Source organism: Maribacter sp. 4U21, from assembly GCF_002742365.1.
GTDB lineage: Bacteria > Bacteroidota > Bacteroidia > Flavobacteriales > Flavobacteriaceae > Maribacter.
In genome coordinates this window covers 1-25,445 of sequence record NZ_MDGN01000053.1, presented here as the reverse complement: position 1 = coordinate 25,445, position 25,445 = coordinate 1, and the positions used below count along the sequence as shown (strand labels likewise).

The window sequence follows — 25,445 nt, the reverse complement described above, 5'->3', positions numbered from 1 at the left end:
ATTATTCTACTTTTAAACAGTTCGGTTTTAAGGGAAGCTTACAAATCAAGACATCTGGCTGTACGACCTAAATACCTCAGAATATCGCCGCTTAACAGGGAATGACCCTGAAAATGGTTTTAGCTCCCCTTATTCGAACCTCATATGGCTCGATGACACTAAACTGCTTGTAACGCTTTATAATCCCGCTTCTCAAAGAATGGAGGCCTATACCTTAGAAATAAACTAAATGATCTTACTAATTTGGATTCAGCGAAAGATAGTATTTGATGTATTGTCTATTAAAAAGCGATACTCGGTTATGAAAAGAAATATGTCATTAATTCTTTTGGTGGTTTCGGCCGCTTTAAGCTGCGATAAAGGGGATACGGAAAATTCGGTAGTTCTCCAAAATGGAACCTACGAAGGAACTTTTACCGTTGTGTATGATGACACAACAACTTTTTCCAATCCCGTTACGGTAATAATTGACGGAAAAGAGTTTTCGAGTTCTGCCGGACCGAACCGATTTCCTGCGGGTGGAAACGGGGAATATGAAATTACAGGGAATATAATTGAATTTAATGATGCCAACATATGGACGGCCGATTTTGACTGGGGCCTGATATTATCAGGTAATTACCAAATACGTGAGACTGTTGACTACATCGAATTTTTAAAGCAACAGAATGCGGGGGAAGGTTTTTACAGGTATCGGCTGAAAAAGAAATAAAAGACTTTGGCTATCATAGCTACGAATTCAAACCGAATTCTCCGCTACCCGAAACCTGACCATCTCTGTAATCAAGTCGACGGGAAGCGTTTTGTCGAAAGGAAATTGAACGGAGCCTTTGCCCTGTTTGTAAGGGGAAAGTTCTTCCTTGAACTTTGCATGTCCGGATGGAGTGGCATAAAACCCGATATGGCTTTGATATCCACCAAAATAGACCAAGGGCTTTTTGTTCAGTTTATAAGCGGGCATGCCATACGAGATACTTTCCACGGCATCGGGAGCGTTTTCCCGTACGATTTTCCGCATCAGTTTTAATCGCTCTTGGGCTTCCCCTGAAAATTTGAGGATATACTCATTCACAGTACTAACATTTTCCATCTCGGTTTTTATAAAATTTATTAATTTATTTATGGGCAATAGTGTATTACATCCATGGACTAAACCTTACTACAAATTATAGCTTCAAGTTCTACTTTTTATATTTCAGACAGGAAACAAAACTTGATAAAAAAGCAGAAAAAGCCTTTAGTTTATCATTTTTTAAGAAGGATGATTCCCTTTCTTTGATAAAAAGAAAATTCTTACGCCATTCATCAAATATTTTCTATACGTATTTCTTTTTAATCTACATTTGCTCGCTTTTTTAAATCGTATACCTCTTGTTTTTAAAGAGTTAGGGCTAAGATAGCAATTATAACAATTAGGGCGATTGCTCAAAAAAACCCAGTAATCGAAAATGAAAACTTAAGAAATTGTCAAAATATAATTTGTAGGCCTATGTAGTATCAACTTGTTCATTTTCGCAATAAGAACTTTTAAATGTTCAGGTCATTAATTTTTAATTAAAACAAATATGAAACTTAATAATAAAATATATTCCGCAATTTTAATTGCGATACTTTTTGGTGCATGTTCCAACAATGATAATACCGTGGATCTTACAAGCGACCCAGAAAACCTTTTTCAAAACAAAAGCTTTGAAGAGATATTTTTATCAGTACCGAATAATACCCTTAGCGACCCTGCTCTGGTCAGTAGCTATGGAGATATTATGAAAGAAGTTCTCCTGATGTCAGAAGACTTCGAATTTAGAAAATACGTGTATGAAGAAGCACAGAGTTTTAGTAATCAGGGAAATGATTACATCGTAGACTTTGACAACGTAGGAAAAACGTTTCGTACAACTTCAAAATTCGGGAAATCAGTTTATCAATTGGAGACTTCCATTTCCGAACTAAAGAAGGCCCAAGGAGATGCCAAACCTATTATTTTCTTCCCAAAAGCCGAGACCATTGAGGATGGGAAACTTGCTAACAAAAATTTCGATGTGGCCAAGAATCTAACTCAACCCATTATTGTCTTGAAGGGAGCTTACTACGATGACTATTCGGCACCTGGTTTTAAGTTGGATGAAAATGGTGAGCTTGTATTTGATAGAATCGTTACAGAAGATGATGCTTGGGAAAACGATGTTTACGTTATCGGTGAAGACGAGCAAGTGGAGACCGAAATTGACGAACCATCAGGCTCGAACAAAGCATTGAACGGTGAAACTATTTCTTCTAAAGCTACCCGAAGTAACGGGCGCGCCGAGTTCGGAGGGTGGATTCAAATTACAAACCTGAATGAGGTGGAACACTGGTTTTCCGGTAAATTGGAAATGAGAGTTTTAATCGCCGGAGTTCAAGGTTCGGTAGGTACAGTAATAAGGGACATCTCCTTCGGGCAGGTAAAACGTAAAGAGTTCAAGGACAATAAATGGTATGATTTCAAATCGTTCTTGTTCAACTGGAATCTTTCCAACCTTGGGGACTATAATATCGAAAAATGGATGGAAAAAGATGGAGGTAGCAATACAGAAGTCTCTATTAGTATTCCTGGTAGTGCCTATAAACCGGCTACCAGTACCACGCCTGCGCAGCCAGCATTTCCCGGTACTACAGTTAAGGTGACCTCAAAAAGGGATGATGACGACTTGGGCACCAGTATTGTCCAATTCTCCGATAACATTACTCAGGTATATGGATTGGGGAAAATGAATTTTAAGAGAAAATAAACTGAAAAGAGGGTGGTTTTTCCACCCTCATTAAAGTACTTATTATGAACAGAATTGTTTTGTCAGTATTGATAGCGTTTTTTTCCTTCGCTTTTACTTTTGCGCAGGAAGGAAAAACCTCCTTTCTGGAACTAACCTTGGGTAGAAATATCCACGGAGCCGGTGACATACCTGGTTATCAGTATGGTTTCCACTATGGTCAGGAGTTTTCTAATAAGCTCTTTTGGCAAGTTGGACTTGAAGGCACTTTAAACGATAAAGTGGATTTCCCCCTGACCTATGAAGACCCGAACGGAAATGTCATAGACGCTTCATTACATACGGTTACAGCAGGGTTCCAATTGGTTTCGGGCATAAGATATGCCATAATTAAATCGAATCGCCATGAGGTAAGCCTATCGGCACTGCCGCTTTTCCGATATCAGGCAACATCACTAAGTGGGCTATATGATACCTTGTTTCCAGAAATTACGGGTTTACCTTTTCCAGTGAGGAATATCGTAAGAACAGAACCTGGAAGGACATTTGCGGTGGGGGGGTCTATTAGGGTTCAATATAACTATGAGATTACCAATGATTTTTACATTGGAGTATTCGGAGCTTTTCAGGGCGATACCAATGGAGATAGCATTCCGCTTTACTCACTTTCATTCGGTAAAAGATTTTAGTACTTTAAATTAGTTTTATAACTCAACGTAGAAAAGTATGAAAAAATTAATAGTATCGTTTCTCATTTTTGGATGGGCAGTGACCCTTAAATCGCAAAACACCGGGGTTGAAAAATCAACCATCGGTATACAAACGGGCATACTGGGTATTTGGGTTCATAGTGAGAACCGTTTAAGTCCACAAATAGCGCTACGAAGTGAAATAGGTCTGGATGCAGGGATTTTTGGTGGAAGTCTTTACTATGACGGCACAGGCTATTTGTTGATTCCCACCATATCTCTTGAGCCAAGATGGTACTACAATCTCGATAAAAGAGCATCAAGGTCAAAAAATACAAGTGCGAATGGTGGTAACTTCGTGTCTCTCAAAACCAGTTTTCTGCCAGATTGGTTTGTTATTTCGAACTACGAAAACATCGATGTGATCAACCAAGTCACTGTTATACCTACTTGGGGTATACGCAGAAACATTGGCAGTCACTTTAACTATGAAACCGGTTTTGGAATAGGGTACCGATATTCCTTCGCTAAAAGCGCCGGATTCGCTGAAAACGAAAGTGATTTGGCCGCAAACCTACATCTCCGAATCGGATATAGGTTTTAAATTGAATAGCAATAAAAACCCTACGAAAAGAAAAAAATAATTGAAAGAAAAAACTTTCGTATTAAATTTTAATTTACATTTGTCCACCTTTAAAAACTTAGATATGTAGTTAAGATTTTTTACTCAAAATGATACTCGAACGTTAGCCCTGAGGGAGGTTTGACTTTTGACAATCGAAGACTAAAATTTTAACCTATTACATATTTAAATGAATAAAAATTTAAAAAGTGCTATCGGCACTTTATCCATAGTAATTATACTTTTATTTTCTGTCGAAGGTTTCTCACAAGATTTCAAGTTTGGTATTTCCGCGGGTCTTTTGAACGGTTCGGGAAAAATCAAGGACGAAACCGGAACCCTGTCCGCTTCCAATACTGGTTTTTACACAGGTGCCTTTGCCAACATTAAACTAAACGAAAAATTTGGCCTTATGCCCGAAGTGGACTACGGCAATTTGAACGGTAATTCAAGCTGGTTTTTCTCTACTAGGGCAAATTACTATTTTGTGCCAAAATTCTATGTTCAGGCAGGTCCACAAGTGTTTCTCCTATCAAGAAGCTTGACCGATGATATAAAACAAGCGGGTATAGATGCCGTAATCGGTGCTGGATATGATATAACCGATCATTTTCACTTACAGGCTAGGTACTCCTTCGAGCTAACGGATAGGTTTAAGGTGGATAATGGCGGAACCGCAAAGCTCAACAACTTGTTGGTCGGTATCGGCTACTCCTTTTAAAATTTCGATTCCCAAAGAATTTATAGTAAAGTAAACAGGTAGAAACGGTCATGTTCTAAACGTGATTTGGCTTCGCCTGCCCTAAAACAAAAATTAACAACAAATAAAATTTAGAAAATATGAAAAAAATTAATTTTCACCACATTAAGTTTATGATTATGGCCTCATTGGTCACAGTATCCTGTTCTGACGACGACTATGTTGCAGATTCAGAAGACGCCCTAATAGCGGAGCAAAAAGTAGTTTCTCTAGAAGGTAATATTCTAGCTTTTGATTCTGAGGAAACCTTGATTGCCCTTCTTGAAGACAAAGAGGGGACTTCTTTAAAGGTTGAAGAATTTATACAGGAAGGCTTTACATCATTAAAACCCAATTTCAGTGATTTAGAAGGCCCTGAAGTGGAGGCATACCTCTCCGCAAAAGCAGAAAGACTATCTTCTAAAGGAGCATTGTACACCAATAAAACCGGAAAGAACAATGACATCGATACCGAAGATGAGATTATTGCAGATGAGACTTTTGCTTCCATTTTGAACGAGGATAGAGAAATAATCGTTGGAAACAACTATTACATTTATACTACCGATGGCCTATACTTTATTGAGAAATCGAAAAAAGATAAATTGGTGGATTATCTTCAAAAACTTGAAAGTAGCTCAGGCTTTACTTCCAGAAGTATGAAAGCACTTAATGCGCAAGGACAAAACTTCTACGGAAAAGAGGACAACGAACTAGTGGTAGACTTGAATCCAGTTAGCGGTAGAACAATAAAGATCGATGATGATATCAACGTTTTTGTTGTGGAGACCGAAGAAGATGTATTCGGCCCTAAAAATAAGGGTGCCAATGATGAATCTATGAGTGGTAAGGTTACACCGATTTTAGCTCCTCATACCTTTCCGGTGGCGCAATATACCGAAAACAGTCTTTTCCAAAAGATATTCGGAAACACAATCGATGTAAATCAATACCATGATAGCACACATAGGATAAAGACAAAGTTCTGGAACCAGAATTATCTTCTATGGGCTACTGTTGGAGCTGAGGCTAGATATCAGAAAAAACGTTTCATCGGTTGGTCCGAATCGGATACTTCAGATGGTGTACGCTTGGGTATTAACAACGCTGTTTATACATACACAAGCAATGTTTCACCTTATAACCCCAACGACCCCAATAGGGTTATTCTAAAGTATAAGGGCGTTAGCTATAATCCATCTGGGCAAGTAGTGCCGCAATATCCTATGGCACCTTCAACTTGGCCCATAAACCAAACCGCGACCGTTGCCGCTTTGGAAATCACCATATTCGGCAACGATATTTATTACCCTATCACTGGTTCTACCGCAAATAGCACCATTAATAATCTATTGAGCCAAGCTAGGTCTATTGTACCAGGATTAAATGCCGATTTAGAGGCGGATAAAGTTAGGGTCAACATAGTAAAGTATTTACCTAATAGTTTTCAGGTCACTGAAGCCGATATTTTGCTAAAGCATAGGAGCGAGGCTTCCAAGACATTTGACTTCAATTTTCTAATTTCTTTCAAATCAAGTTCAAGCGGTTTCTCGCATTTGGCAAATCAGTTGAACGCAGAGAAATATAAATCGATTGAAATCGATATGTATGGTGCCGCCCTTAGAAATAATGTTTGGTTGGGCACTAGAATCAGGGGAAAAGCGAAATAAGTATTTAAATTATATCAGGAACTGGGGGCATTTTGTCCCCTTTTTTTAATCCGTTCGATATTTGTCATACTTACGGATAAGTTTTTTTGCGGCCATCAACATTGCAGTATGGGAACTGGTATTAAGCCTTGGTATTGAATTGTTTTTGGAAATCTCTCCTTGGTCAACGGTCTTTGCGAATACGCTTGATGAAGACATCTCGACCCCAGTTGTAAGTTCATAAATTTTAATTTCAACCGCCGACTCATTTGAGCTATAAAAATCCAACTGATCTGTAGGTACGGATACTGCCCCAAGGCCTTGATGCAGTATGACTCCTTTGACATTTATCAAATAGTTGCAATTGGTCTGTTCCTTTAATTCCAAAAGTTTATCCTTATCCAAATCAAAAGATATACGGGATTCAACAAGCCTGTTCTTACGAATGTCATTGAGTTCCAATAAAGAGTCGCCTAATATTTTCCGAAATTCATTTAAGCTAGTATTATATAGCTCGGCATCAAAGATTTTTGAATTTGATTTTGTCTGGTTCAAAAGCCATTTACCCTCACCAAAATCCAAATATTTGCCTGAATCAAACATGGTGGTATATTTCGGCGTATTGCATGACGAAAGAAGTAGCAAAATAATTATTGTGATAGTCGTAACGCCTTTATATTTTATATTGAGCATAGTTGAATTTTTGAGTCTCGTTTAAATTTACAAATGGTAATGTAAGCCTTTGTTTGCAATACATAATTACTTACCGAGAGATGGGTTTCAGTATCTTCTACAAATTGCCATCCTCTTTTTAAACAGTAGACTATGGCTTCGAGAGATACCCCTAACTGATCGTAATCTGAATTGACTATAATAGAGGTAACTTCATATAAACAGGTGAGTTCCTTTACGCGTTCTTTTAGTTTTGCTTCAACCGATGTTATAGGTTCTTAATTCCTTACTTTAAGATTTGAAAAGTGAAGTTCTTAAATATTTAGATAGAATGGAAATTTTTAATGAAAACTCGTTCTTATAGCCCCATGTCCCTGCGGAAGTTAAAAACCCTCCACCTGCAATCCTGACCGATTGGGCACGCTGCGCCGGCCCGCACTCGGTCGTCTTTCCGGCTGCGGATTTTCAACCCCTCGTCAAGAACTCAAGAGCTTGCCGATAGCAAGCACTTGAAAGTTAATTCTTTGTACAGAAATTCCATACTGTCATATGATGATATGGCCATATGGCGATATGACCCAACGATTATAGCTATATAGCATTATAGTTTTGATTATGGCCATAACGCGTTAAATATTAAATGGATTGAATATTTGGAAAATCTATTTTTCTTGGATAGCCTCGGTTGTTCAGCGTGACCCTTTAAAAGCCCAATTGTTTTCCCCTTCATAACTTTGATAAAAAGTGTTTTAAAGAAAGCCCAAAGTAAAGCTTTGGGCCTTTATGGTTAGGGGAAGAAAGAAGCTGTTGATAACTACCGTTGAATTGTTACTTCAATAAAATCAAATCCGCTTAACTTTAAAACAAAAAGTGAACGCCACCCTTTTGTTGACCAGTGAGATTATCGAATTTCGGAACTGCTATCCAGAGCTTATCGGCCAATGGGAAAGGCAAATAGGCCACGGAAATTGCCATCCCGATCTCCATTTTTGCTTCACTTTGGTGGATAGCTTTCCAAAATTGAGGGCATATATGAGCATGTTGGATTATCGAATCTGTTTTGCCATAAATGCTCATATTGTCCATGCCTACTGGCAAAGGGAATTTATTGAAGTTGGATATAATGACAACATTGCCTTGGAACTGGCCAACCATGAAATAGAATTGACCTATAAAGCCCTAAATGAATCGGAAACCATTTCAGAGAATCCAAAGGCTGAGCTTTACCATGATATTTTGGCATAGTGCCACTCCAATAATCTTGGAAGTACATAAAAGAGGATGCGGACTCGAGTATCAAGAAGGAACATAATCTTCAAAACTGTTACACTTCGTAGATTGTTCCGGAAAACATTTTCAAACTGAAAAAGCTTTTCTTTCCACGAAAATGCCCCTATGTAAAAAATTCTTTCTTGACGAATGGCCTTTGGCATACATGGATGCATGTACGCCAAACCTATTTTTATTTTCTGATTACCGCTAGGTTAGCCAAAAGTTAATCGGAGGTCACGTAGCAAGTTGTGTTTTTGCTAACAAAAACCCTACGCACTTCGTTTGTAGTTCGCTTTGTGATCCTCACAAACCTATTGAAATGGGAAGGCCAAAAAAAGAATTTAATTCGTTGAAAATAGTACAAGTCAACATTAGAATGACCGTTGACGACTATATCGAAGTTTCCGAAAAAGCAAAGACCATTGGTCTATCAATTGCCGAATTTATCCGAAGGAAGGTCACCGAAAAGTGCCTGCCAAAGAAAAGGGTACACCCAATGGACCGAAAACTGTTCGTTGAGCTGAGCAGGGTGGGCAACAACCTGAACCAGTTGGCCAAGTTCGTCAACTCGGGCATCCGTGACCCGTACAACATCCATAAACAATTGGAAGAGGTAAAAACGCTATTGCAATTCCTTAAATCGAGTATTTCCGGCAATGATAGGTAAGATAACCATTGGAAAGGACTTCTACGGGGTATTGGCCTACAACGAGAAGAAGGTGGAAGAAGGGGTCGGGTATGTGATCGATTCCAATATCGAACATTCCACTCCGGTCAATATGACCCAGGAATTCAATTTGATAAGGGAACTGCGACCGGGACTTGGCAAGGCCGTCCTTCATCTCTCACTGAACCTTCCTTATTCAGATTTCTTGGACGATAAGGAGTTCGCCTCGTTCGGTTGCGATTATCTGATGAAAATGGGCTTTGACAATAACCAGTTCATTATGTACCGCCATACGGATACCGAACACGAGCATATCCATATCATAGCCAACAGGGTGAGGTATTCGGGAAGGATAACGACCGATAGCAACATAAAAAGAAAAAGCAGGGAGGTGCTCAACGAGCTGGAACGCAAATACGGGATTACCCAAATACCGGTAAAAAAAGGAACCAAAAAATCACTGACACAAAAGGAAATCGAGAAAACCCTTAGGACAGGAGACCTGCCCCTCAAACTTATCCTTCAGGAAAAGATTGGCCCGGCAATCGCAAGAGCATCGAATACGGGCGAATTCATTTCAATGCTCGAAGCGCACGGTATATCGCCCAGGTTCAATATAAGCAAGACCACTGGAAGGGTTTCGGGGATATCGTTCAGATATCTGGATGTAGTATATAAGGGCAGTACACTCGGTAAAAAATATTCATGGAACAGTATAGCAAAACAAATCGATTATGAGCAAACAAGAGACCGTTCGGTTATACTATCGGCTAATGGAGAAGAACGAGGAATTGATAAAGTTGGCGAAGGAAACGATGCAACAACAGTCAAGGTTGAACCAGGAAATACTGGGACTTCAAAAGGCATTGAAAATACTGCTGAACAACCAAAAGGTCATGTGGGAGAAATTAAGGGAAATGGAATAGTCGGGCCTTTAACGGAGGAATCGGATTGGAATCCATTCAAACTGGAACTCAAGGAAGATCTTGCCCATAAAAAGTCCAAAAGAAGGAAGAAAAGGAAAGGGTTCAACCTATAAAATTTCGAGGTATGGAAAACTTAAATAAAGTAGAATTGTCAGGGTTGACGCGTTCCGAAATACAAGTCTTGGAAATGATACGTAACAAAAGGTTCCTGTCCATCAAATTGATAATTAAAAATGGTGAAGTGGATGTTATCGAAGGAATGGAGAGGATACATACGGGAGAACGCATCATAGACCTTTTAAGGCAACATGACTTTCAAAATCTGGAAATCAAACAAAGCAATGGTAGGATTGTCTGCGTAAACAGGATTTTTAGAAAAAAGGTAGACCATTCTTAAAAACTGTGGGTTGTTAACCGGTGGCTGATAAGTATGGGATAAAATAGTGTTCCAGCAAGGGACTGACAAAATTAAAAAAGGTAAATTAAAGCCTGCTTTTACGAATACGGTGGTGACCTAAAAGAGTGGAGCTACCGCTATCCAATGGACATGTCCAAGGTACTCATAGAACCAAAGCAGAAAAACGGAACATTCAATAGCACATGGCTCAAAACATTTAAAGGTTTTGAGGATTATTCGGAGGAAGAAGCTGAACGAATTTTGGATCAGCTCCGGGAACTCGCCAACATAGTTTGCTGCCATGTACAAAAAACAGGCACATGAATTTAGAGGTATTCGGTCAATTTGCAAAAAAGGAAAAGGGAAGGGTGATAGGAAAGAACCAAACGGCCATGATATACACCCGTGTATCCAGTAAGGAGCAATTCGACAACAATGCAAGCCTCACCACTCAATTGAAATATTGCCAAGAATATGCACTCAGAAAGGAATTGGAAGTATTGGAATATTTCGGTGGAACTTATGAATCCGCAAAGAGCGATGAGCGTAGGGAATTCCAAAGGATGTTGAACTATGTAAAAAGGAGAAAGAACATTGGCTACATCATCGTCTATTCCTACGACAGGTTTTCCCGCACAGGGGCGAACGGGGCCTATATTAGCGAGCAACTAAAAAAGCAAGGGGTCGCCGTGATATCGGCCACCCAGGAAATCGATGTGACGACCAGTGCAGGTAATTTCCAGGAAAACCTGTACCATATGTTTTCCCATTTTGACAACCAGGTGCGTCGGGACAAATCCATCACAGGTATGCAAGAAAAGTTGCGAAGGGGCCACTGGACCGGGGCTTACCCGTTTGGATATACCAATACGAACCCCGGTAAAGGTAAGACGCCCAATTTTGTTATCACAGAGGAGGGAAAGCTCTTAAAACAGGCCTTTTTATGGAAGGCCAATGCCAATATGTCCCATGTTGAAATCGCAAAACGGCTCAAAGAGAAGGGGCTGTATATAAATGCAAAAAAACTCACCGATCTGTTCAGGAATCCCTTCTATTGCGGACTTATAGTCAATCGGCTGATTCCGGGAGAGGTTGTCCAGGGAAAACATGAGGCCCTGATTTCAAAAGAGGTTTTTTTGAAAATACACAATCTACTCCATACCGGGGATTCGCCCAAGAAATACTCGTATGATGACGAGAACCTACCGCTTAAGATGTTTGTGAGGTCGTCAATCTGTAAAACACCTTACACCGGATTTAAGGTCAAGGCTAAAGGACTCTATTATTATAAGAATAGGCGTAAGGGGAGCAAGGAGAACAGAAGTGCCAAAAAGCTCCATGAGGAGTTCTTGGACGTTTTGGGTAGATATACAATTGCGGACAAAAAGTATATAGAACCACTTACAGAAATCATTCACGATACACTGCTGGATAAAAACCAGGAAGCCTTGGAAGACCAAAAAAGGTTGGTCAAAGAACTGAACCAAGTAAAGGAAAGGATAGACATTTTGGAAAGAAGGTTCGTTCTATTGAACGAGATTACAAAGTCCCAATATGATCTTTTCATGCCCGAACTAAAGGCCGAACAAAGGGAACTGGAAATGAAATTGGAGAACAGCGGCATAAATAGTTCAAACCTCAAAAAATCGGTTAAACTGGCTCTTGGGTATGCTTGTAACCTACCGTCAATGTGGAAGTTAGGGGATTTGGAAACAAAAAGGGCCATACAATTTATGGTATTCCCTGAAGGGATTGGGTACGACTTCAAAAACAGGGCAGTTCAAACTTTTCGGGTCAATGAAATTTTTGCTGCAATCCGCTCATTTTCAAGTGATTTAAAGGAAATAAAAAAGGGGACTTCCTACTCTTTTTGTAGAAAATCCCCTTTAGTGACCTCGACAGGATTCAAACCTGTAACCTTCTGAGCCGTAATCAGATGCGCTATTCAGTTGCGCCACGAGGCCAATATACCCTACATATAAGGGCATGTAAATATATTTCTTTTTACATTTACCGCAAAATTAAGAACAGCATAATAAATGAATATCGATAGCTATATAAGGGATGTCCCTGATTTTCCAAAGAAAGGGATTGTTTTTAAGGATATTACTCCATTATTAAAAGATAAAAGAGCCCTTACCTATACGTCTACGGCACTCTCAGATTTATTAGAGGGCACATCTGTTGATATCGTAGTAGGCATGGAGAGTAGAGGGTTTATCTTTGGACCTATGCTCGCTGAAAAACTAGGGGCTGGTTTCGTGCCTGTTCGTAAACCTGGTAAGTTGCCTTCTAATACCATTAACGAGTCTTTTTCATTGGAATATGGCTCGGATACTTTAGAAATACATATTGATGCCATTAAAAAAGGAGATAAAGTACTTATTCATGACGATGTCATTGCCACAGGAGGAACCGCTAAAGCTGCTTGTAAACTTGTGGAAAGGCTAGGGGGAGAAGTGGTTCAATTAAATTTTTTAATTGAATTAGAATTCCTTAACGGTAGGGAACAATTACAAGAATATACGATACAGTCGTTACTTAAATACTAATCCAAGGCGTTAGTGGTAACGAAATAGCGCCAACCTATTATCGCCATCTGTAATTTGGAGGCTTTGGAAAGGTCTAATTGCCGCTTTGCAAAGGAGGGAAGTACCATCTTGTTCAACTTGGCCAATAGTTTAAAAAGCGTTTTTTTCAAAAGTTGGTTTTTTTCAAAAATACAAAATTATAACGCGGCCATGGGCCGCGTTCTGTTTATGTTGACTTGCGCTTAGCTATTAAAATAATCAGAAGCTCAATACTAATAGGGATAGCAACAAGTAAACCAAAATCTTTATTAGCGTTATCATACATCATAGTTTTAGGTTATACAAAAGTTGACTGCAATCGATTATTTAAATAAGATATGAGAGAAGCATGTTCGGTTACAAATAATTTATGTTAAATCAATACAATGGATACATATATGTAAGCTTATAAATTAGAATGGTTATAATAATTACCATATCCTCTATGATAAGATTTCATTTGTTTATTATAAACCACTAAACTGATTTCATATGACAATAATTGTAGGCGTGTTTTATGGGGCATTCTAATTTGTAAGGGACTTTTCCTTTTAATTTTAGCCCTATTTCCACTTTTCATTCTTTCCAATGCAAAAGACCTGTCTTGTGTAAGGACAGGTCTTAAAGTGGGCTTAGCGTTAAAAATGTGCGCTATTCTTTCTTTGTGGTTATTTCAATAACACCATTCTTAGCTTTTTTTCCATATTTTTCTTTTGCAGCTGCTCCCTTAATAACATTGATACTGGCAATCTTGTCGGTGCCCAGCTTTTTCATTGCTTTCCTATCTGCGTTTTCACCATCAATTACATATAGGGGTTCATCCTTTTTATTTCCAGAAAGGAAAATGGATTTTTTCTTCACAACTACCTTCACATCCTCATCATTTTCTGTGTCTGTGTGTATGTAAACACTTTTATCACCATCTTTAGTTTTACTTCGGTAAATTTTAACGCTCTTTTTATCAGAGGTTTCGTCGTCGTCTGAAATGAACACCAGTGAGCTGTCATCCATTTGTATGTCCATATCTTCAAATATATCCTCTTTCAGCTCTTTACCATTAAGGGTTACTATTTTTTTGCCTTTAACTTTTTTAACGATAATTTCCTTTGATTCGGACGCGTCGTCATCAGAAATCCAGACCATGCTGGTGCTATTGCTGGTTTTGAGGTCGGTCTGCTTACCTCTGCCAACACTTATAGTACTCTTGTCCGTATCCACGAAGATAAAGACCGGTTCAATAACATCTTTATCAGCTCTTTCCTGTCCGTCACTATTATAAGTGGCCGTTGAAATTGTACCATTTACCAGTTCTAGTTCTATAGCGATGATTTCACGAGCATCGTTTCTAACGGTGGTATAGGAAAAATCAATGTTCTCTTCCGCTAAATCGGCCTTCATTTGAAGTAGTTGACCATCAGTGGTATTTTTATTAATGACTAATTCTATTATTGCCGCAGATGCATCGGATTTCTCAGTTTCGATTTTGGGAGCTAGCGATTTACGAGTATTACTCAAGGGTATAAAGCTTGCAGGGTTGATGGCTTTTTCGGATTTTAATATCTCAAAATGCAAATGTGGCCCTGTAGACTTACCGGTGCTTCCCACATGACCTATGGCGTCGCCAGTTTGTACGGTTTCTCCTTTGGCCACCGTTCTGTCTTTTAGATGCATATACTTGGTGCTATACCCGCCAGTATGTTCAATAACGATATAATTCCCTTTGCTCTCATCTTTATTGCTGGTTTTTACGATTCCTTTGGCACTTGCTGATACCGGTTTACCACTCTTGGTAACCAGGTCAATACCAGTATGATTCTCTATTTTCGTTGTGAAGGGACTTCTCATTGGCCCAAAATCAGCAGAAACTCTGATAAGGTCTTCAGTTTTAATAGGATTCGTAAACTCAGGGGCCTCAAGATCTAGTGAAATTGATGATTCGTTCTCTGAAAATTTCACAATTTCCTTAGTGTTGAACCCTACTAGGAATAGTCCTAGAAATGGCAGAACTATTAAGAATTTAAGGAGATTAATTCGTTTGGATTGATTTCGATTTAACATGACTATTCGTTTTTTGATGATTGAATTAAAAAATGGATTTACGATGTTGATTTTATGGTGTTCTGTAGCTTGTTTCAGCATTAAATACTGATAGGCTCTTTTGTCTTCTCCATCTTCACATGTTCCAGCATCGGCTAAAAATTCTAGGTTTTGCTTTATCAGATTTTTATAGAACCATATGGCAGGGTTGAACCACATTAGAATAAGTGTAATTTCCGTGAAAAGGATGTCTAAAGAATGCATTCCTCTAGCGTGCATTTTCTCGTGAGAAATAATAGTGCGCAACTCCCGATGGGAAAACTGGTTTGGATAGTAAAATATATGCTTAAAGAACGAGAAAGGAGAAATGGCCGAACTCGTTTTTACATGAGAAAACTCATCTTCCAGAACTACATCACTATTCTTTTTGAGGACATGGATAGTTCGTAATTGAATCATAAGCCTAATAGCGAAGTAGATTACGCCAATTAGATAAATAGTGACAATCAAATTTATCCAACTTAAGGAAACGGAAGATGCATTGGCCATTACTATATTTTCCAAGTCCGCCGTATCTATTGTTGAGATGGCAGGTCGGGGGACATATATGATTTTCGTAATGTTTATAAATGGCAGAAGTAAAGAAGTTAAAAGCCCCATTATTAAAAAAAAGCGGTTGCTGCCAAAGAAGGTCTCCTTTCTTAAAAAAAGATGGTAGGACCCTAAAAAAAGCAGTAGAATAACAGAGGACTTCATAAGATGTTCTAAAAACAGTTCCATTATTTTTTCTTTTCAATAAGGTTAATGATCTCTTTTAAGTCCTCAACGGAGATTTTCTCCTCCTTGGCAAAGAAGGATACCAGGTTCTTATAAGAATTGTCAAAGTAGTCTACCATACTAGAATTGACAAACTTTTGTCTGTAATCCGCCTTACTTACTATAGGAAAGTACCTATGTGTTTTTCCAAAAGCTTCGTGGCCAACGTAGTTTTTTTCTTCTAAGTTCCTTACAATAGTGGACAGCGTGTTGTAATGAGGTTTATCGCCAGCTATCTGCTCCATGATTTCTTTTACGAAGGCCCTTTCTAGAGTCCAAAGGATTTTCATTATTTCCTCTTCCTTATTCGTGAGTTTTTCCATTATCAGTATTTGTTAGAGCAAACGTATAACTATTTTTATAGTTATACAACTATATTTGCAGTTATTTAACTATTTATTTAGTTTTAATAGTGGGCAGGGAATAGAGTAGTTCACAGTATTATGAGCAATACTTCTCCTATATTTGTTGAAAACCGATTTAATGCAAGACTTTTTACATGTGGTTGGAGGTTTGTTGCTTTTGATAGCAGGTGGTAATTGGCTGTTGAAATCTGCCGTAGATCTTTCCTTAAAACTGAACATACCTAAAATTGTTATTGGTATGACTGTCGTTTCCTTCGCAACCTCCGCTCCGGAATTAATCGTTAGTATTAACGCTGCGCTAGACGGCTTTCCCGACCTGGCCTTAGGCAATGTAGTGGGATCCAATATCGCCAACTTAGGACTTGTTTTAGCCATTACCGTATTGCTGAGTCCCATTAGTGTAAAGCGAAGTTTTTATACAACGGACTGGCCGGTGATGATGTTAGCTTCGCTTTTGTTTTTTGGATTTATCTATTTTGATGGTATACTGGAGCAATATGAGGGTATAATAATGGTAATCTGCCTTTTCTTACTTCTGGTATATCTGCTCCGCTTTCAAAAACCCGCGGTAGATGCAGAAGAAGATGTAGGGACCATAGCACTTCCAATATACAAGACCGTTCTTTTTCTGGGTTTGGGAGGTATTGCCCTTTGGGGAGGTTCGGAATTATTGATAAATGGAGCCGTAGGTATGGCAACGGTCTTTGGGGTTAGTGAAAGGGTAATAGCAATTACCGTAGTTTCCGTTGGCACGAGCATTCCCGAATTAGCAGCGTCAATAATAGCGGTTATTAAAAAAGAAAAGGCCATTTCTTTAGGGAACCTTATTGGTTCCAATATATTTAATTTATTAGCCGTGCTTGGTATCACAGCTATCATAACGCCAGTAAAAGTTGTAGATGATGGTCTGTTAAGTAACGATATATTTTGGATGTTGGGAATTTCCTTTATTATTCTACCTCTGGTATTCATTCCAAAAGGGCTTCGTTTGGGTTGGCGAGATGGTTTAATTCTTGTGGGAATTTACCTAGCTTTTGTATATATTACGATTAGTTGACCAAATCATCTATATGCAAGTATTCTTCAAACAATTAATGTTTTGTTATTTACTGTTGAAGTCTTGCACTATACTATACGCACAAGATTCAGAATTTTTAAGCGGTAAAGTAATCGACGAAAAGACCGATGAGCCCGTAATTTTCGCTACTGTACGTGTAAAAGGTAAGGCCAAAGGAGTAATTACCAATATGGATGGGAGTTTCAAGATACCTTCATTTTTTAAAAAAGATGGAGATACCCTATTGATATCTTCTATGGGTTATGTCTCAACTCTCATTGCATTATCTGATGTCGTTTATGATAAAGTAAATATTATACTGGATATCCGTTAAGTGTCATAATCCTGTAATTCCCGTTATCACTATCCTGTCGAAGACCCGGTCCCCGAAATACCTCCTGTTGAGCTTGTACACGAACTCGTCGAGATATGCCTGAAGGTACTTTCCCTTTATCCTGTGGTCATTGCCCAAAAGGTTCCTTTTGGCGTTGCTTATGAATATATGCACCCGTTTGAGGGTCTCTTCGGTGGTCTCCTTGTTCGATTTCTCGGTCACGTGCAGTTCCACGAAGTCGGCGATATCGACATAGGAAGTGCTCTTGTCGGTGAACACAATGGATTTTTCGTCAAGGGATTCCCCTATGGCCCCGTCCACTTCTCCCGAAGTATGGCCGGCTAGCACCCTGGCCTTGAAATAACGTACCTGTTTGGACTTCCGGCCGGTCTGCGGGTCCTCCAACGGTGTGCTCTCGGCCATGACCATGACGTTCCGCTTGCCGGCGGCCCCACGGCCCCGTTTGCCCTTGGCCTTTTCCACCTGGCCCGATTCCACGGTGAAATAGCCCTCGTCCATCTCTATCATGCCTTCCAGGGTATATCTTGAATCCCTTTTGCTAAGTTCGGGCAAATATATCAAATTATGAGTGATTACGGATATTCAATTTTAGGAATCAAATTACTTTTTAATTTGCGATAATCCTACATAAAAAAGCACGGTTTATTTATGCTGGAAGAGTTAAATTTGTGAAACACCTCTGCTAAAAAGTTTTGGGACAAATCCTCTAAATTGATATTTACAAATGTCCTGATACCGTCATCAGATCTTTAATGATAACAAATATTTAGTAGATTACTTATGATCGACTTACTTCATAATCATAGAACCAAAACATATTTCATTTTTATCTACTTGGTTCCGATAGGATATGAATATAGAAATGATACATTGAAAAACATAGTCTTATAAAGAAAACATAAATGAAAATACTTATTACAGGAGTGGCAGGATTTATTGGTTTTCATCTATCCGAATCACTGGCCAAAAGAGGCGAAGTAGTTATAGGTATAGATAATATTAATGATTATTACGATGTAAAACTAAAATATGACCGTCTCAACGCCTTAGGAATACATTTTGAAAAACCAAATACTGAAGAAAACACCAATAATATACTATTTGTACGTAGTACGAAGTACCATAATTACAGTTTTTCTAGGCTGGATATTACAGATTTAGAAAGCATGGAAAAACTCTTTGTCGTAGAAGAATTTGATTGTGTTATTCATCTGGCTGCGCAAGCCGGGGTACGTTACTCTATAATAAACCCACATGCTTATGTACAGTCCAATATTGTAGGTTTTTTAAACATATTGGAATGTTGCAGACAACATGAAACGGCACATTTAATCTACGCCTCTAGTTCCTCTGTTTATGGAAATAGAAGCAAAGTGCCTTTTTCTGAAACCGAAAAAGTAGACGAACCCGTAAGTCTTTACGCAGCGACTAAAAAGAGTAATGAATTAATGGCACACTCATATGCTCATTTATATGGCTTACAGACCACGGGGCTACGTTTTTTTACAGTCTATGGTCCATGGGGCAGGCCAGATATGGCTCCTATGCTCTTTGCAGACGCTATTCACAACAACAGGCCTATAGATGTTTTCAACGATGGTGATATGCAAAGAGATTTTACCTATATCGATGATGTAATCGAAGGAATAGTAAAGCTAACACTGAACTCAGCTAGTAAAAAAGAACTAAAATCAAGAATATTCAATATTGGTAATTCTAGTCCAATTAAACTAATAGATTTTATTTCTGGTCTAGAGAAACAAATGGGAAAGGCAGCTATTAAAAACCTCATGCCCATGCAAGATGGTGATGTAAAAATCACCTATGCCAATTCCGACAAATTAAAAAATGCAATTGGTTATCGGCCTAAAACCAAATTAAGCGATGGGTTATTTAAATTCATTCAATGGCATAAGGAGTACTATCACTATTAATGCCTAAGCAGCCCTGAAATTTAACATCCATAAACGCTAAAAAAAGACATTACCTATTTTTTCTCCTCATTATCAAAATAGAGACATAAGAAGACCTGAGTTCTAGATTTGTATTACTTACATTTCTATATTGGCGGTAAGCGAATAAAAAACTAATTTCTCATGTGGTAAAAAAGAAAAAGCTTCCGATTTCTCGGAAGCTTTTATTTACTTGTGGGCCCTACTGGATTCGAACCAGTGACCCCCTGCTTGTAAGGCAGAATTTTTTTTGCTTCGCATGAATTAAAAATCTAATAAATAAGGGGGTTTTCAGCGATTAGCTGTACATTTAAGACCATTAAAAACCACATTCTGCGTGCACATGTGCACTCAGGTTTTAACATTTATCATGGCTACCTATATAAAGCTCTCATTGGATACACGAAGGAAAGATACCAAAACCTTCCCTTTAATTTTTCGTTTGACCCACAACCGAAAATCTACAAGTATTGGAACGGGTCATAAATTAGCGACTTCGGAATGGGACGAAAAAAGACAAAAAATCAAGCCATCTTTCAAAGGCACGGAATCCCCATCCCGTTTGAACAATCTTCTGCAAAAGAAAATGGCGCGTATGGTAGATATCCTAACGAAATTAGAAGATGAGAGCAAATTGAAATATTTGAGCGTGTCCGGAGTAAGGAGCCATATTACCCGTACTGCCAAAAAGGTTACTTTTTATCAGTTCGCCGAAAAGCAAATAGCCGACCTGATTAAATCGAACCGTATCGGAAATGCCAGGGCCTACAAACATGCTTTGAAAGCAGTCAAGAATTTCAGGAACGACAAGGATTTTACTTTTGATGAACTCAATCTTGATTTTCTGAACCGTTTTGAAAAGCACCATTTGGCCAAGGGCAATAAGTTGGGCGGTCTAAGTGTTTATTTGAGAACTGTAAGGGCTATTAATCGAAAGGCTATCAAAGCAGGGGTTGCCGACAAAGAAGGTTATGCTTTTGATGACTATGTCATTCGAAATGGAAAGCCTGAAAAACGTGCTCTTCCTATTAACGCTATCCGTAAAATAGCTGAACTTGATTTGGAAAAGGATACCGCTCTTTTCAGGGACAGAAACATTTTTATGATGAGCTTCCTGCTCAACGGCATGTCCTTTGTGGATATGGCCCATCTCAAGCTGTCCAATATCGTTGATGGTCGCATAAGATATTCAAGAAAGAAGACAGATGAACCCTATAACTTAAAAATCCATGATCAACTCAAACCCTTACTGACCTATTTTACCAAAGGCAAGAAAAGGAGCGACTATTTGTTGGGTGTTGTCAAAAGTGAAAATCCTATTGAAAGCTATAATCAAATCGTTTGGGCAAGAAAGCGATATAACGATAATTTGAAAAAACTGGCCGAGCTTGCGGGAATTCAAGAAAATATAACGAGCTACGCTGCACGCCACTCATTTGCTTCCGGTGCAAATGAAATGGGAATTCCTCTTACAGCTATTTCTCAAATGTTAGGACATAAGCGAATAAGCACAACACAAGCGTATTTAGCAAATTTGAGGAAAAGTAAAATGGATGAGTACCAAAATGAAATTTTCGGACAACTTTCAGAAAGATGAATTTATTGATTTCCTTTCAAATAACATCCAAATCCATCGTCTATTCCCTTGAACATTTTTCCGATTTTTCCCAAATCCTTACCATAACTAACCTGCGAGTGGATCCTGCGGAGTTTCTTTAGCATTCCGGCAGATAAGCGTAAAGAAGAAACTCCGTAGGGCGCAACCGAAACTTGGCTCGGCAAACTATCCCTCTTTTCTCCCTATCCACAAAAATTCGCCCGTCAGGGCGCAAAATTCTATATTAGAAAGACCATTTCAATTTTACCACGGAAGTCCCATGCCCATACCTTTCCTTTTGGATTTTGTGAAATCCGTAAATTCATCCTTGAACACGTCATAGACTTCTTCAGTTTTTTTGCCACTACTGAGCGTCCCCCAATGATTAGGACAGGTTCTGCTCTAAATTAAGTCCCAATTATTAATCATTATGCTGCTTTTTGTTGTTTGATCAAATACCTTTTAAAAGGTATTTGATTGTCGATTCCCTGATGTCTTCTTCTATGATTGTAATAGTCAAAATATTTGTTCAATTGTTGGTATAGGTCAATGCCGGTATCTGGTGGATTGAGGTAAATGCTTTCGTATTTGACGCTTCTCCATAGTCTTTCCATAAATACATTATCTATGGCCTTCCTTTACCATCCATGCTTAATTTTATATTGTTCGATAGGACTGAATGGGTAAATATCCCGGAGGTGAATTGGCTGCCCTGATCGGTATTGATAATCTCTGGCCTGCCATGCACCGCAACAGCTTCTTCCAGGGTCTCTTTGCACCATTGGGCGTCCATAGTGTTCGATACCGACCAGTTCAATACACAGCGACCATGCAGATCAATGATGGCGACCAAGTACATAAAGCCCTTTCGCATCGGTACGTAGGTGATGTCAGTCGCCCATACTTGATTCGGTCTTTCTGCTTTTAGGTTCCTAAGAAGATTAGGATATACTTTATGTGCCTTATTACGTTTGGAAGTGTGCTCGCCCGGCATGATGGCCCTTAAGCCCATTACGCGATAGTACAACCTGTCTATACTCTTTTGGTTGACCTTATAGCCCTGAACGATGCAACTGTAAAAGCTTTGACCGCTTTAAAATACTTAGGTCGGAATGATCCTTGCTTATCATTCTTCTTCGTTCTTTGATCGGTCCTAGCGCAAGGCGTTCTTTAAAAAATCAAGCTCTACTTTTTGCTTGCCTATAACTTTTAACAATCGATCTTCCTTTTCCTCTGCCTCGCTCCTTGGGGATTTGTCTACTTTGGCGAATACCGACTAGGCCTGCGTCTGGAACTCCCGTCTCCATAGGTTTACTTGTTGAGGCGATATCTCGAACCTTTGTGCCAGTTCCTTTACCGTGTAACGCTCTTTAAACGCTTCTAAAACTACCTTGGTCTTGAATTTGAAGTGAATTTTCTTCGTGTCATATTAGCAAATTTAAGTTTCTTTTTATAAACTTAACTTACTGTCGTGTTTTTGGGGGGATGCTCAGATGAAACATTATAAACAATTGACCTTGTTTCAAAGGTATCATATTCAAAGTCTTTTACAAGTTGGGTTAACGCAGTCACAAATTGCCGCAGAATTAGGTGTTAATAAGAGTACTATTAGCCGTGAGCTCAAGAAAAACACCCCAACAAGAGGACAGACGGCTCATACGTATATAGCCGAACACGCTCAGCGCAAAGTGCGCTCCAGGCATTCGTAAAAAACTAAGCCAATAATCCTAACGGGTCAATTAAAAGCTCGTATAGCTCACTTGATGCGCTATAACAAATGGAGTCCGGAACTCATCGCTAAGCGTCTTTTAAAAGAGGGAGAGTACTGTGTTAGCCACGAGACCATTTATAAATGGATATGGACGGCCAAGCATAGCCATCATAGAAAACATAGAGACTACAAAAACCATTATAAACATTTACGCCATACAGGCAGAAAACAGAAAAGAAGCAATTTAAAGGATAACTGAGGGGCTATTCAAAAAAGAGTTCCAATAGAACCAAGACCAAAAGTAGTAGCTCAGCGTAAACGCATAGGAGATATAGAAGTAGATTTAATGATGGGCAAGAATCATAAGTCAGCACTCTTAGTAATGACCGACCGAGCAACATTGGTCACTATGATAGATAAACTTAACGGTAAGGCAACAGAGCACGTTTATCAAAAAATGAGAAAACGTCTCTAAAATTTGAGCAACTCTTGGGTAAAAACCATCACATTTGATAATGGAAAAGAGTTTGCTTTCCATCATAGACTGGTGCAAGATCTAAATACAAAAACCTACTTTACAAGACCATATACCCCACAAGATAAAGGCACGGTAGAAAATAGAATAAGAGTCAGTAAGCGTTTCTTCCCTAGGAAAACCGACTTAAACTTAGTCACAAAAGAGAGGATTAAAGAAGTAGAATTATTACTAAATTACAGACCCATTATAAAGTTTAACAATAATAACCCTATTGAAGTCCTAAAAAATAAGTGTGTTGCACTTATGAGTTGAACACAGCATATGTAATTTGACGATATAAAACAATTCGGGCTTTAAAGACTGAACTAAATCTATTACCGTCAAACTAAAATTATTTTGACTATTCCAAACATAGCAACTAATATTCTTTATAATACCTCCCAATTAATAAAAATATAATGACCGGCAATAAAAATAAAGCCGGTCACCTTTCAAAAAATTTATTCTTTAACTATCTATCGCTAATTAGTAATTTTTGCTGATATTCCGTACCGTCTTTATCCTTAGCAATTATAATATACACCCCAATTGGTAATTCTTGTACATTTAAAGGAATACCATTATTATCAATAAATCCACCCCTAATTGTTTGTAAAAGACTACCAGACAAATTATATATATATATCGTTTCTATCATGGTAGGCACTTCAAAACTTAATGATGTTTCAACTGATGAAGGATTTGGCGAAATACTAAACTTATTGGATGCTCCTTGAGCGACCGGAATTTGAAGTTCCAAATTTATTACCTCCACGTTGTCGTATAATGCGTTAGTGAGCACTCCATCATTGTGCGATGTCGTGGCAAGTCCCACGAAGACGCTTTGGCCCATGGCAACGGACTGTGACCCTACCTCGCTCCAGTTGCCGTTCGTCTCGGACACATAGCCCGTAAAAGTGTTGCCAGAACGTACCAATCTCACATAGTGCGAGAACCCTCCAGGTACAAGTGCAGGAAGTGTATAGTTTCCGGTACCCAAAGAACCGCCCTTGGAAGGCCTACTCTGGAAACTGTAGCCCGGACCGCCCAAGTTGTTCGGGTTAGGCGCCAAAATCATCATGGCCATGGCGGCGTTGGCATCCAAGTCTCCCCGTATCATAACACCGGCCTTGGCCCATGGGTTGGTCTGCCCAAGGCTCACGACCCTGGCCACTATCTCACCGTCGCCCTCAAGCTCCTGGTAGACGTAGTGGAACTCGTCCGCGGCACCGAAGATATCGGCCCCCGAGGCCTTGACCTCATAGGTACCGTTGTCGAAACAGGCCTCACCGTCGGCACCCACGTTCCCTATATCGCTGCCCGTCCAAGGTGATGGCAGTGGACCGCAAGCGACATCGTCACCTTCCACCGTTATCGTCAACGTATCGGTGTCCGTGGCACCCCCACCATCGGTCACCGTCAGGGTGGCCGTGTAGATGCCCGCAACGGTATAGGTGTGCGAAACCGTCTCGCCGGTGCCCGTGGCACCGTCTCCAAAGTCCCAGGTGTAAGTGGCTATGCCAATGTCATCAATGGAACCGCTGCCGTCAAAACCTACAGCCAATGGCGCAAGGCCCTCGGTCACATCCGAATCAGCAACCGCAACGGGCGGTTGGTCGTTGTTCCCGGAAACCAAGCTAACGTTGTCGTACACCGCCGTGGTCAGTTGCCCGTCACTGTGCGATGTCGTGGCCAGCCCTACGAAGACGCTTTGGCCCATGGCAACGGACTGTGACCCTACCTCGCTCCAGTTGCCGTTCGTCTCGGACACATAGCCCGTAAAAGTGTTGCCCTCGCGCACCAATCTCACATAGTGCGGGAACCCTCCAGGTACAAGTGCAGGAAGTGTATAGTTTCCGGTACCCAAAGAACCGCCCTTGGAAGGCCTACTCTGGAAACTGTAGCCCGGACCGCCCAAGTTGTTCGGGTTAGGCGCCAAAATCATCATGGCCATGGCGGCGTTGGCATCCAAGTCTCCCCGTATCATAACACCGGCCTTGGCCCATGGGTTGGTCTGCCCAAGGCTCACGACCCTGGCCACTATCTCACCGTCGCCCTCAAGCTCCTGGTAGACGTAGTGGAACTCGT

At 39.6% G+C, this 25,445-nt stretch carries 26 protein-coding genes, 2 tRNA genes and 2 pseudogenes; 18 read left to right on the top strand and 12 right to left on the bottom strand.

The window, feature by feature from the left end:
- Positions 1-301: 301 nt before the first annotated feature.
- Positions 302-712 carry a hypothetical protein gene (locus BFP77_RS10870; RefSeq protein WP_099574054.1) on the top strand — a complete coding sequence of 137 codons (411 nt, stop codon included), beginning with the start codon at positions 302-304 and terminating at the stop codon, positions 710-712.
- A 27-nt stretch (positions 713-739) separates the two neighbouring features.
- On the opposite strand, the gene BFP77_RS10865 is transcribed toward BFP77_RS10870, so the two are convergent.
- Entirely contained in the window at positions 740-1,090 is a 351-nt protein-coding gene (locus BFP77_RS10865) for an iron chaperone (RefSeq protein ID WP_099574056.1), read from the bottom strand.
- Between the two features lie 475 nt (positions 1,091-1,565).
- Here BFP77_RS10865 and BFP77_RS10855 point away from each other — a divergent pair, with 475 nt between their 5' ends.
- The 5 genes from BFP77_RS10855 to BFP77_RS10835 all read left to right on the top strand — a co-directional run bounded on the left by BFP77_RS10855 (position 1,566) and on the right by BFP77_RS10835 (position 6,467).
- Positions 1,566-2,768: a hypothetical protein gene (locus BFP77_RS10855; protein ID WP_099574052.1), complete on the top strand. Its 1,203-nt coding sequence runs from the start codon at positions 1,566-1,568 to the stop codon at positions 2,766-2,768.
- A 44-nt stretch (positions 2,769-2,812) separates the two neighbouring features.
- Positions 2,813-3,436, top strand: coding sequence for a hypothetical protein (locus BFP77_RS10850; protein ID WP_099574051.1), 624 nt, complete (start codon positions 2,813-2,815; stop codon positions 3,434-3,436).
- 37 nt (positions 3,437-3,473) lie between these two features.
- Entirely contained in the window at positions 3,474-4,040 is a 567-nt protein-coding gene (locus tag BFP77_RS10845; protein ID WP_099574050.1) for a hypothetical protein, read from the top strand.
- A 208-nt stretch (positions 4,041-4,248) separates the two neighbouring features.
- Complete coding sequence (locus BFP77_RS10840) at positions 4,249-4,779, top strand: outer membrane beta-barrel protein (RefSeq protein WP_099574049.1); 531 nt, start codon at positions 4,249-4,251, stop codon at positions 4,777-4,779.
- 119 nt (positions 4,780-4,898) lie between these two features.
- Positions 4,899-6,467, top strand: coding sequence for a hypothetical protein (locus tag BFP77_RS10835; RefSeq protein ID WP_099574048.1), 1,569 nt, complete (start codon positions 4,899-4,901; stop codon positions 6,465-6,467).
- A 45-nt stretch (positions 6,468-6,512) separates the two neighbouring features.
- On the opposite strand, the gene BFP77_RS10830 is transcribed toward BFP77_RS10835, so the two are convergent.
- Entirely contained in the window at positions 6,513-7,049 is a 537-nt protein-coding gene (locus BFP77_RS10830; RefSeq protein WP_218963470.1) for a hypothetical protein, read from the bottom strand.
- 939 nt (positions 7,050-7,988) lie between these two features.
- Here BFP77_RS10830 and BFP77_RS16860 point away from each other — a divergent pair.
- From BFP77_RS16860 to BFP77_RS10800, 6 genes are all read left to right on the top strand, one after another.
- Entirely contained in the window at positions 7,989-8,363 is a 375-nt protein-coding gene (locus tag BFP77_RS16860; protein ID WP_143751897.1) for a hypothetical protein, read from the top strand.
- A 346-nt stretch (positions 8,364-8,709) separates the two neighbouring features.
- Positions 8,710-9,057: a plasmid mobilization protein gene (locus BFP77_RS10820; RefSeq protein ID WP_099574045.1), complete on the top strand. Its 348-nt coding sequence runs from the start codon at positions 8,710-8,712 to the stop codon at positions 9,055-9,057.
- The gene (locus tag BFP77_RS10815; protein WP_099574044.1) at positions 9,047-10,096 is read left to right on the top strand and encodes a relaxase/mobilization nuclease domain-containing protein; all 1,050 of its coding nucleotides are present in this window, start codon (positions 9,047-9,049) and stop codon (positions 10,094-10,096) included. Before BFP77_RS10820 ends, BFP77_RS10815 begins: the two co-directional genes overlap by 11 nt.
- Before the next feature lie 11 nt (positions 10,097-10,107).
- Positions 10,108-10,380, top strand: a complete 273-nt coding sequence (locus tag BFP77_RS10810; protein WP_099574043.1) for a hypothetical protein — start codon at positions 10,108-10,110, stop codon at positions 10,378-10,380.
- 150 nt (positions 10,381-10,530) lie between these two features.
- Positions 10,531-10,704, top strand: a complete 174-nt coding sequence (locus BFP77_RS17005) for a hypothetical protein (protein ID WP_180272345.1) — start codon at positions 10,531-10,533, stop codon at positions 10,702-10,704.
- Positions 10,701-12,305, top strand: coding sequence for a recombinase family protein (locus BFP77_RS10800; protein WP_099574041.1), 1,605 nt, complete (start codon positions 10,701-10,703; stop codon positions 12,303-12,305). Before BFP77_RS17005 ends, BFP77_RS10800 begins: the two co-directional genes overlap by 4 nt.
- Here BFP77_RS10800 and BFP77_RS10795 read toward each other — a convergent pair.
- A tRNA-Arg gene (locus tag BFP77_RS10795) sits at positions 12,271-12,344 on the bottom strand. The genes BFP77_RS10800 and BFP77_RS10795 overlap by 35 nt on opposite strands.
- Positions 12,345-12,419: 75 nt before the next feature.
- Between BFP77_RS10795 and BFP77_RS10790 the strand changes: the two genes are divergently transcribed.
- Positions 12,420-12,932, top strand: a complete 513-nt coding sequence (locus BFP77_RS10790; protein WP_099574040.1) for an adenine phosphoribosyltransferase — start codon at positions 12,420-12,422, stop codon at positions 12,930-12,932.
- Here the strand turns inward: BFP77_RS10790 and BFP77_RS10785 are convergent.
- From BFP77_RS10785 to BFP77_RS10775, 3 genes are all read right to left on the bottom strand, one after another.
- Positions 12,929-13,081 (bottom strand): SsrA-binding protein, encoded by a 153-nt coding sequence (locus BFP77_RS10785; protein ID WP_099574039.1) that lies wholly within the window; start codon positions 13,079-13,081, stop codon positions 12,929-12,931. The genes BFP77_RS10790 and BFP77_RS10785 overlap by 4 nt on opposite strands.
- A gap of 520 nt (positions 13,082-13,601) precedes the next feature.
- Positions 13,602-15,767: a M23/M56 family metallopeptidase gene (locus BFP77_RS10780; protein WP_099574038.1), complete on the bottom strand. Its 2,166-nt coding sequence runs from the start codon at positions 15,765-15,767 to the stop codon at positions 13,602-13,604.
- Positions 15,767-16,126 carry a BlaI/MecI/CopY family transcriptional regulator gene (locus BFP77_RS10775; RefSeq protein WP_099574037.1) on the bottom strand — a complete coding sequence of 120 codons (360 nt, stop codon included), beginning with the start codon at positions 16,124-16,126 and terminating at the stop codon, positions 15,767-15,769. Before BFP77_RS10775 ends, BFP77_RS10780 begins: the two co-directional genes overlap by 1 nt.
- A gap of 160 nt (positions 16,127-16,286) precedes the next feature.
- On the opposite strand from BFP77_RS10775, the gene BFP77_RS10770 reads away from it, so the two are divergent.
- A complete protein-coding gene (locus tag BFP77_RS10770; protein ID WP_099574036.1) occupies positions 16,287-17,225 on the top strand; it encodes a calcium/sodium antiporter in 939 nt (312 codons plus the stop codon).
- 13 nt (positions 17,226-17,238) lie between these two features.
- Positions 17,239-17,559, top strand: a complete 321-nt coding sequence (locus BFP77_RS10765) for a carboxypeptidase-like regulatory domain-containing protein (protein WP_099574035.1) — start codon at positions 17,239-17,241, stop codon at positions 17,557-17,559.
- 3 nt (positions 17,560-17,562) lie between these two features.
- On the opposite strand, the pseudogene BFP77_RS10760 reads toward BFP77_RS10765, so the two are convergent.
- Positions 17,563-18,123: pseudogene (locus tag BFP77_RS10760) on the bottom strand (IS1595 family transposase); the annotation flags it as partial.
- A 359-nt stretch (positions 18,124-18,482) separates the two neighbouring features.
- On the opposite strand from BFP77_RS10760, the gene BFP77_RS10755 reads away from it, so the two are divergent.
- Positions 18,483-19,514 (top strand): NAD-dependent epimerase/dehydratase family protein, encoded by a 1,032-nt coding sequence (locus BFP77_RS10755; RefSeq protein WP_099574034.1) that lies wholly within the window; start codon positions 18,483-18,485, stop codon positions 19,512-19,514.
- A 214-nt stretch (positions 19,515-19,728) separates the two neighbouring features.
- On the opposite strand, the gene BFP77_RS17000 is transcribed toward BFP77_RS10755, so the two are convergent.
- Positions 19,729-19,803, bottom strand: a tRNA-Val gene (locus BFP77_RS17000).
- 99 nt (positions 19,804-19,902) lie between these two features.
- On the opposite strand from BFP77_RS17000, the gene BFP77_RS10750 reads away from it, so the two are divergent.
- The gene (locus BFP77_RS10750) at positions 19,903-21,129 is read left to right on the top strand and encodes a site-specific integrase (protein ID WP_180272344.1); all 1,227 of its coding nucleotides are present in this window, start codon (positions 19,903-19,905) and stop codon (positions 21,127-21,129) included.
- A gap of 428 nt (positions 21,130-21,557) precedes the next feature.
- Here BFP77_RS10750 and BFP77_RS10740 read toward each other — a convergent pair whose 3' ends face one another.
- From BFP77_RS10740 to BFP77_RS17525, 3 genes are all read right to left on the bottom strand, one after another.
- The gene (locus tag BFP77_RS10740; protein WP_099574031.1) at positions 21,558-21,743 is read right to left on the bottom strand and encodes an integrase core domain-containing protein; all 186 of its coding nucleotides are present in this window, start codon (positions 21,741-21,743) and stop codon (positions 21,558-21,560) included.
- Between the two features lie 11 nt (positions 21,744-21,754).
- A complete protein-coding gene (locus BFP77_RS10735) occupies positions 21,755-22,156 on the bottom strand; it encodes a DDE-type integrase/transposase/recombinase (RefSeq protein ID WP_180272343.1) in 402 nt (133 codons plus the stop codon).
- Positions 22,157-22,405: 249 nt separating this feature from the next.
- Complete coding sequence (locus BFP77_RS17525) at positions 22,406-22,543, bottom strand: transposase (protein WP_099574055.1); 138 nt, start codon at positions 22,541-22,543, stop codon at positions 22,406-22,408.
- A 79-nt stretch (positions 22,544-22,622) separates the two neighbouring features.
- On the opposite strand from BFP77_RS17525, the pseudogene BFP77_RS17610 reads away from it, so the two are divergent.
- Positions 22,623-23,630, top strand: a pseudogene (locus BFP77_RS17610) (IS30 family transposase).
- Positions 23,631-23,829: 199 nt separating this feature from the next.
- Here BFP77_RS17610 and BFP77_RS10715 read toward each other — a convergent pair.
- The coding region (locus BFP77_RS10715) for a PKD domain-containing protein (RefSeq protein ID WP_143751895.1) at positions 23,830-25,445 on the bottom strand (1,616 nt) is incomplete at its 5' end.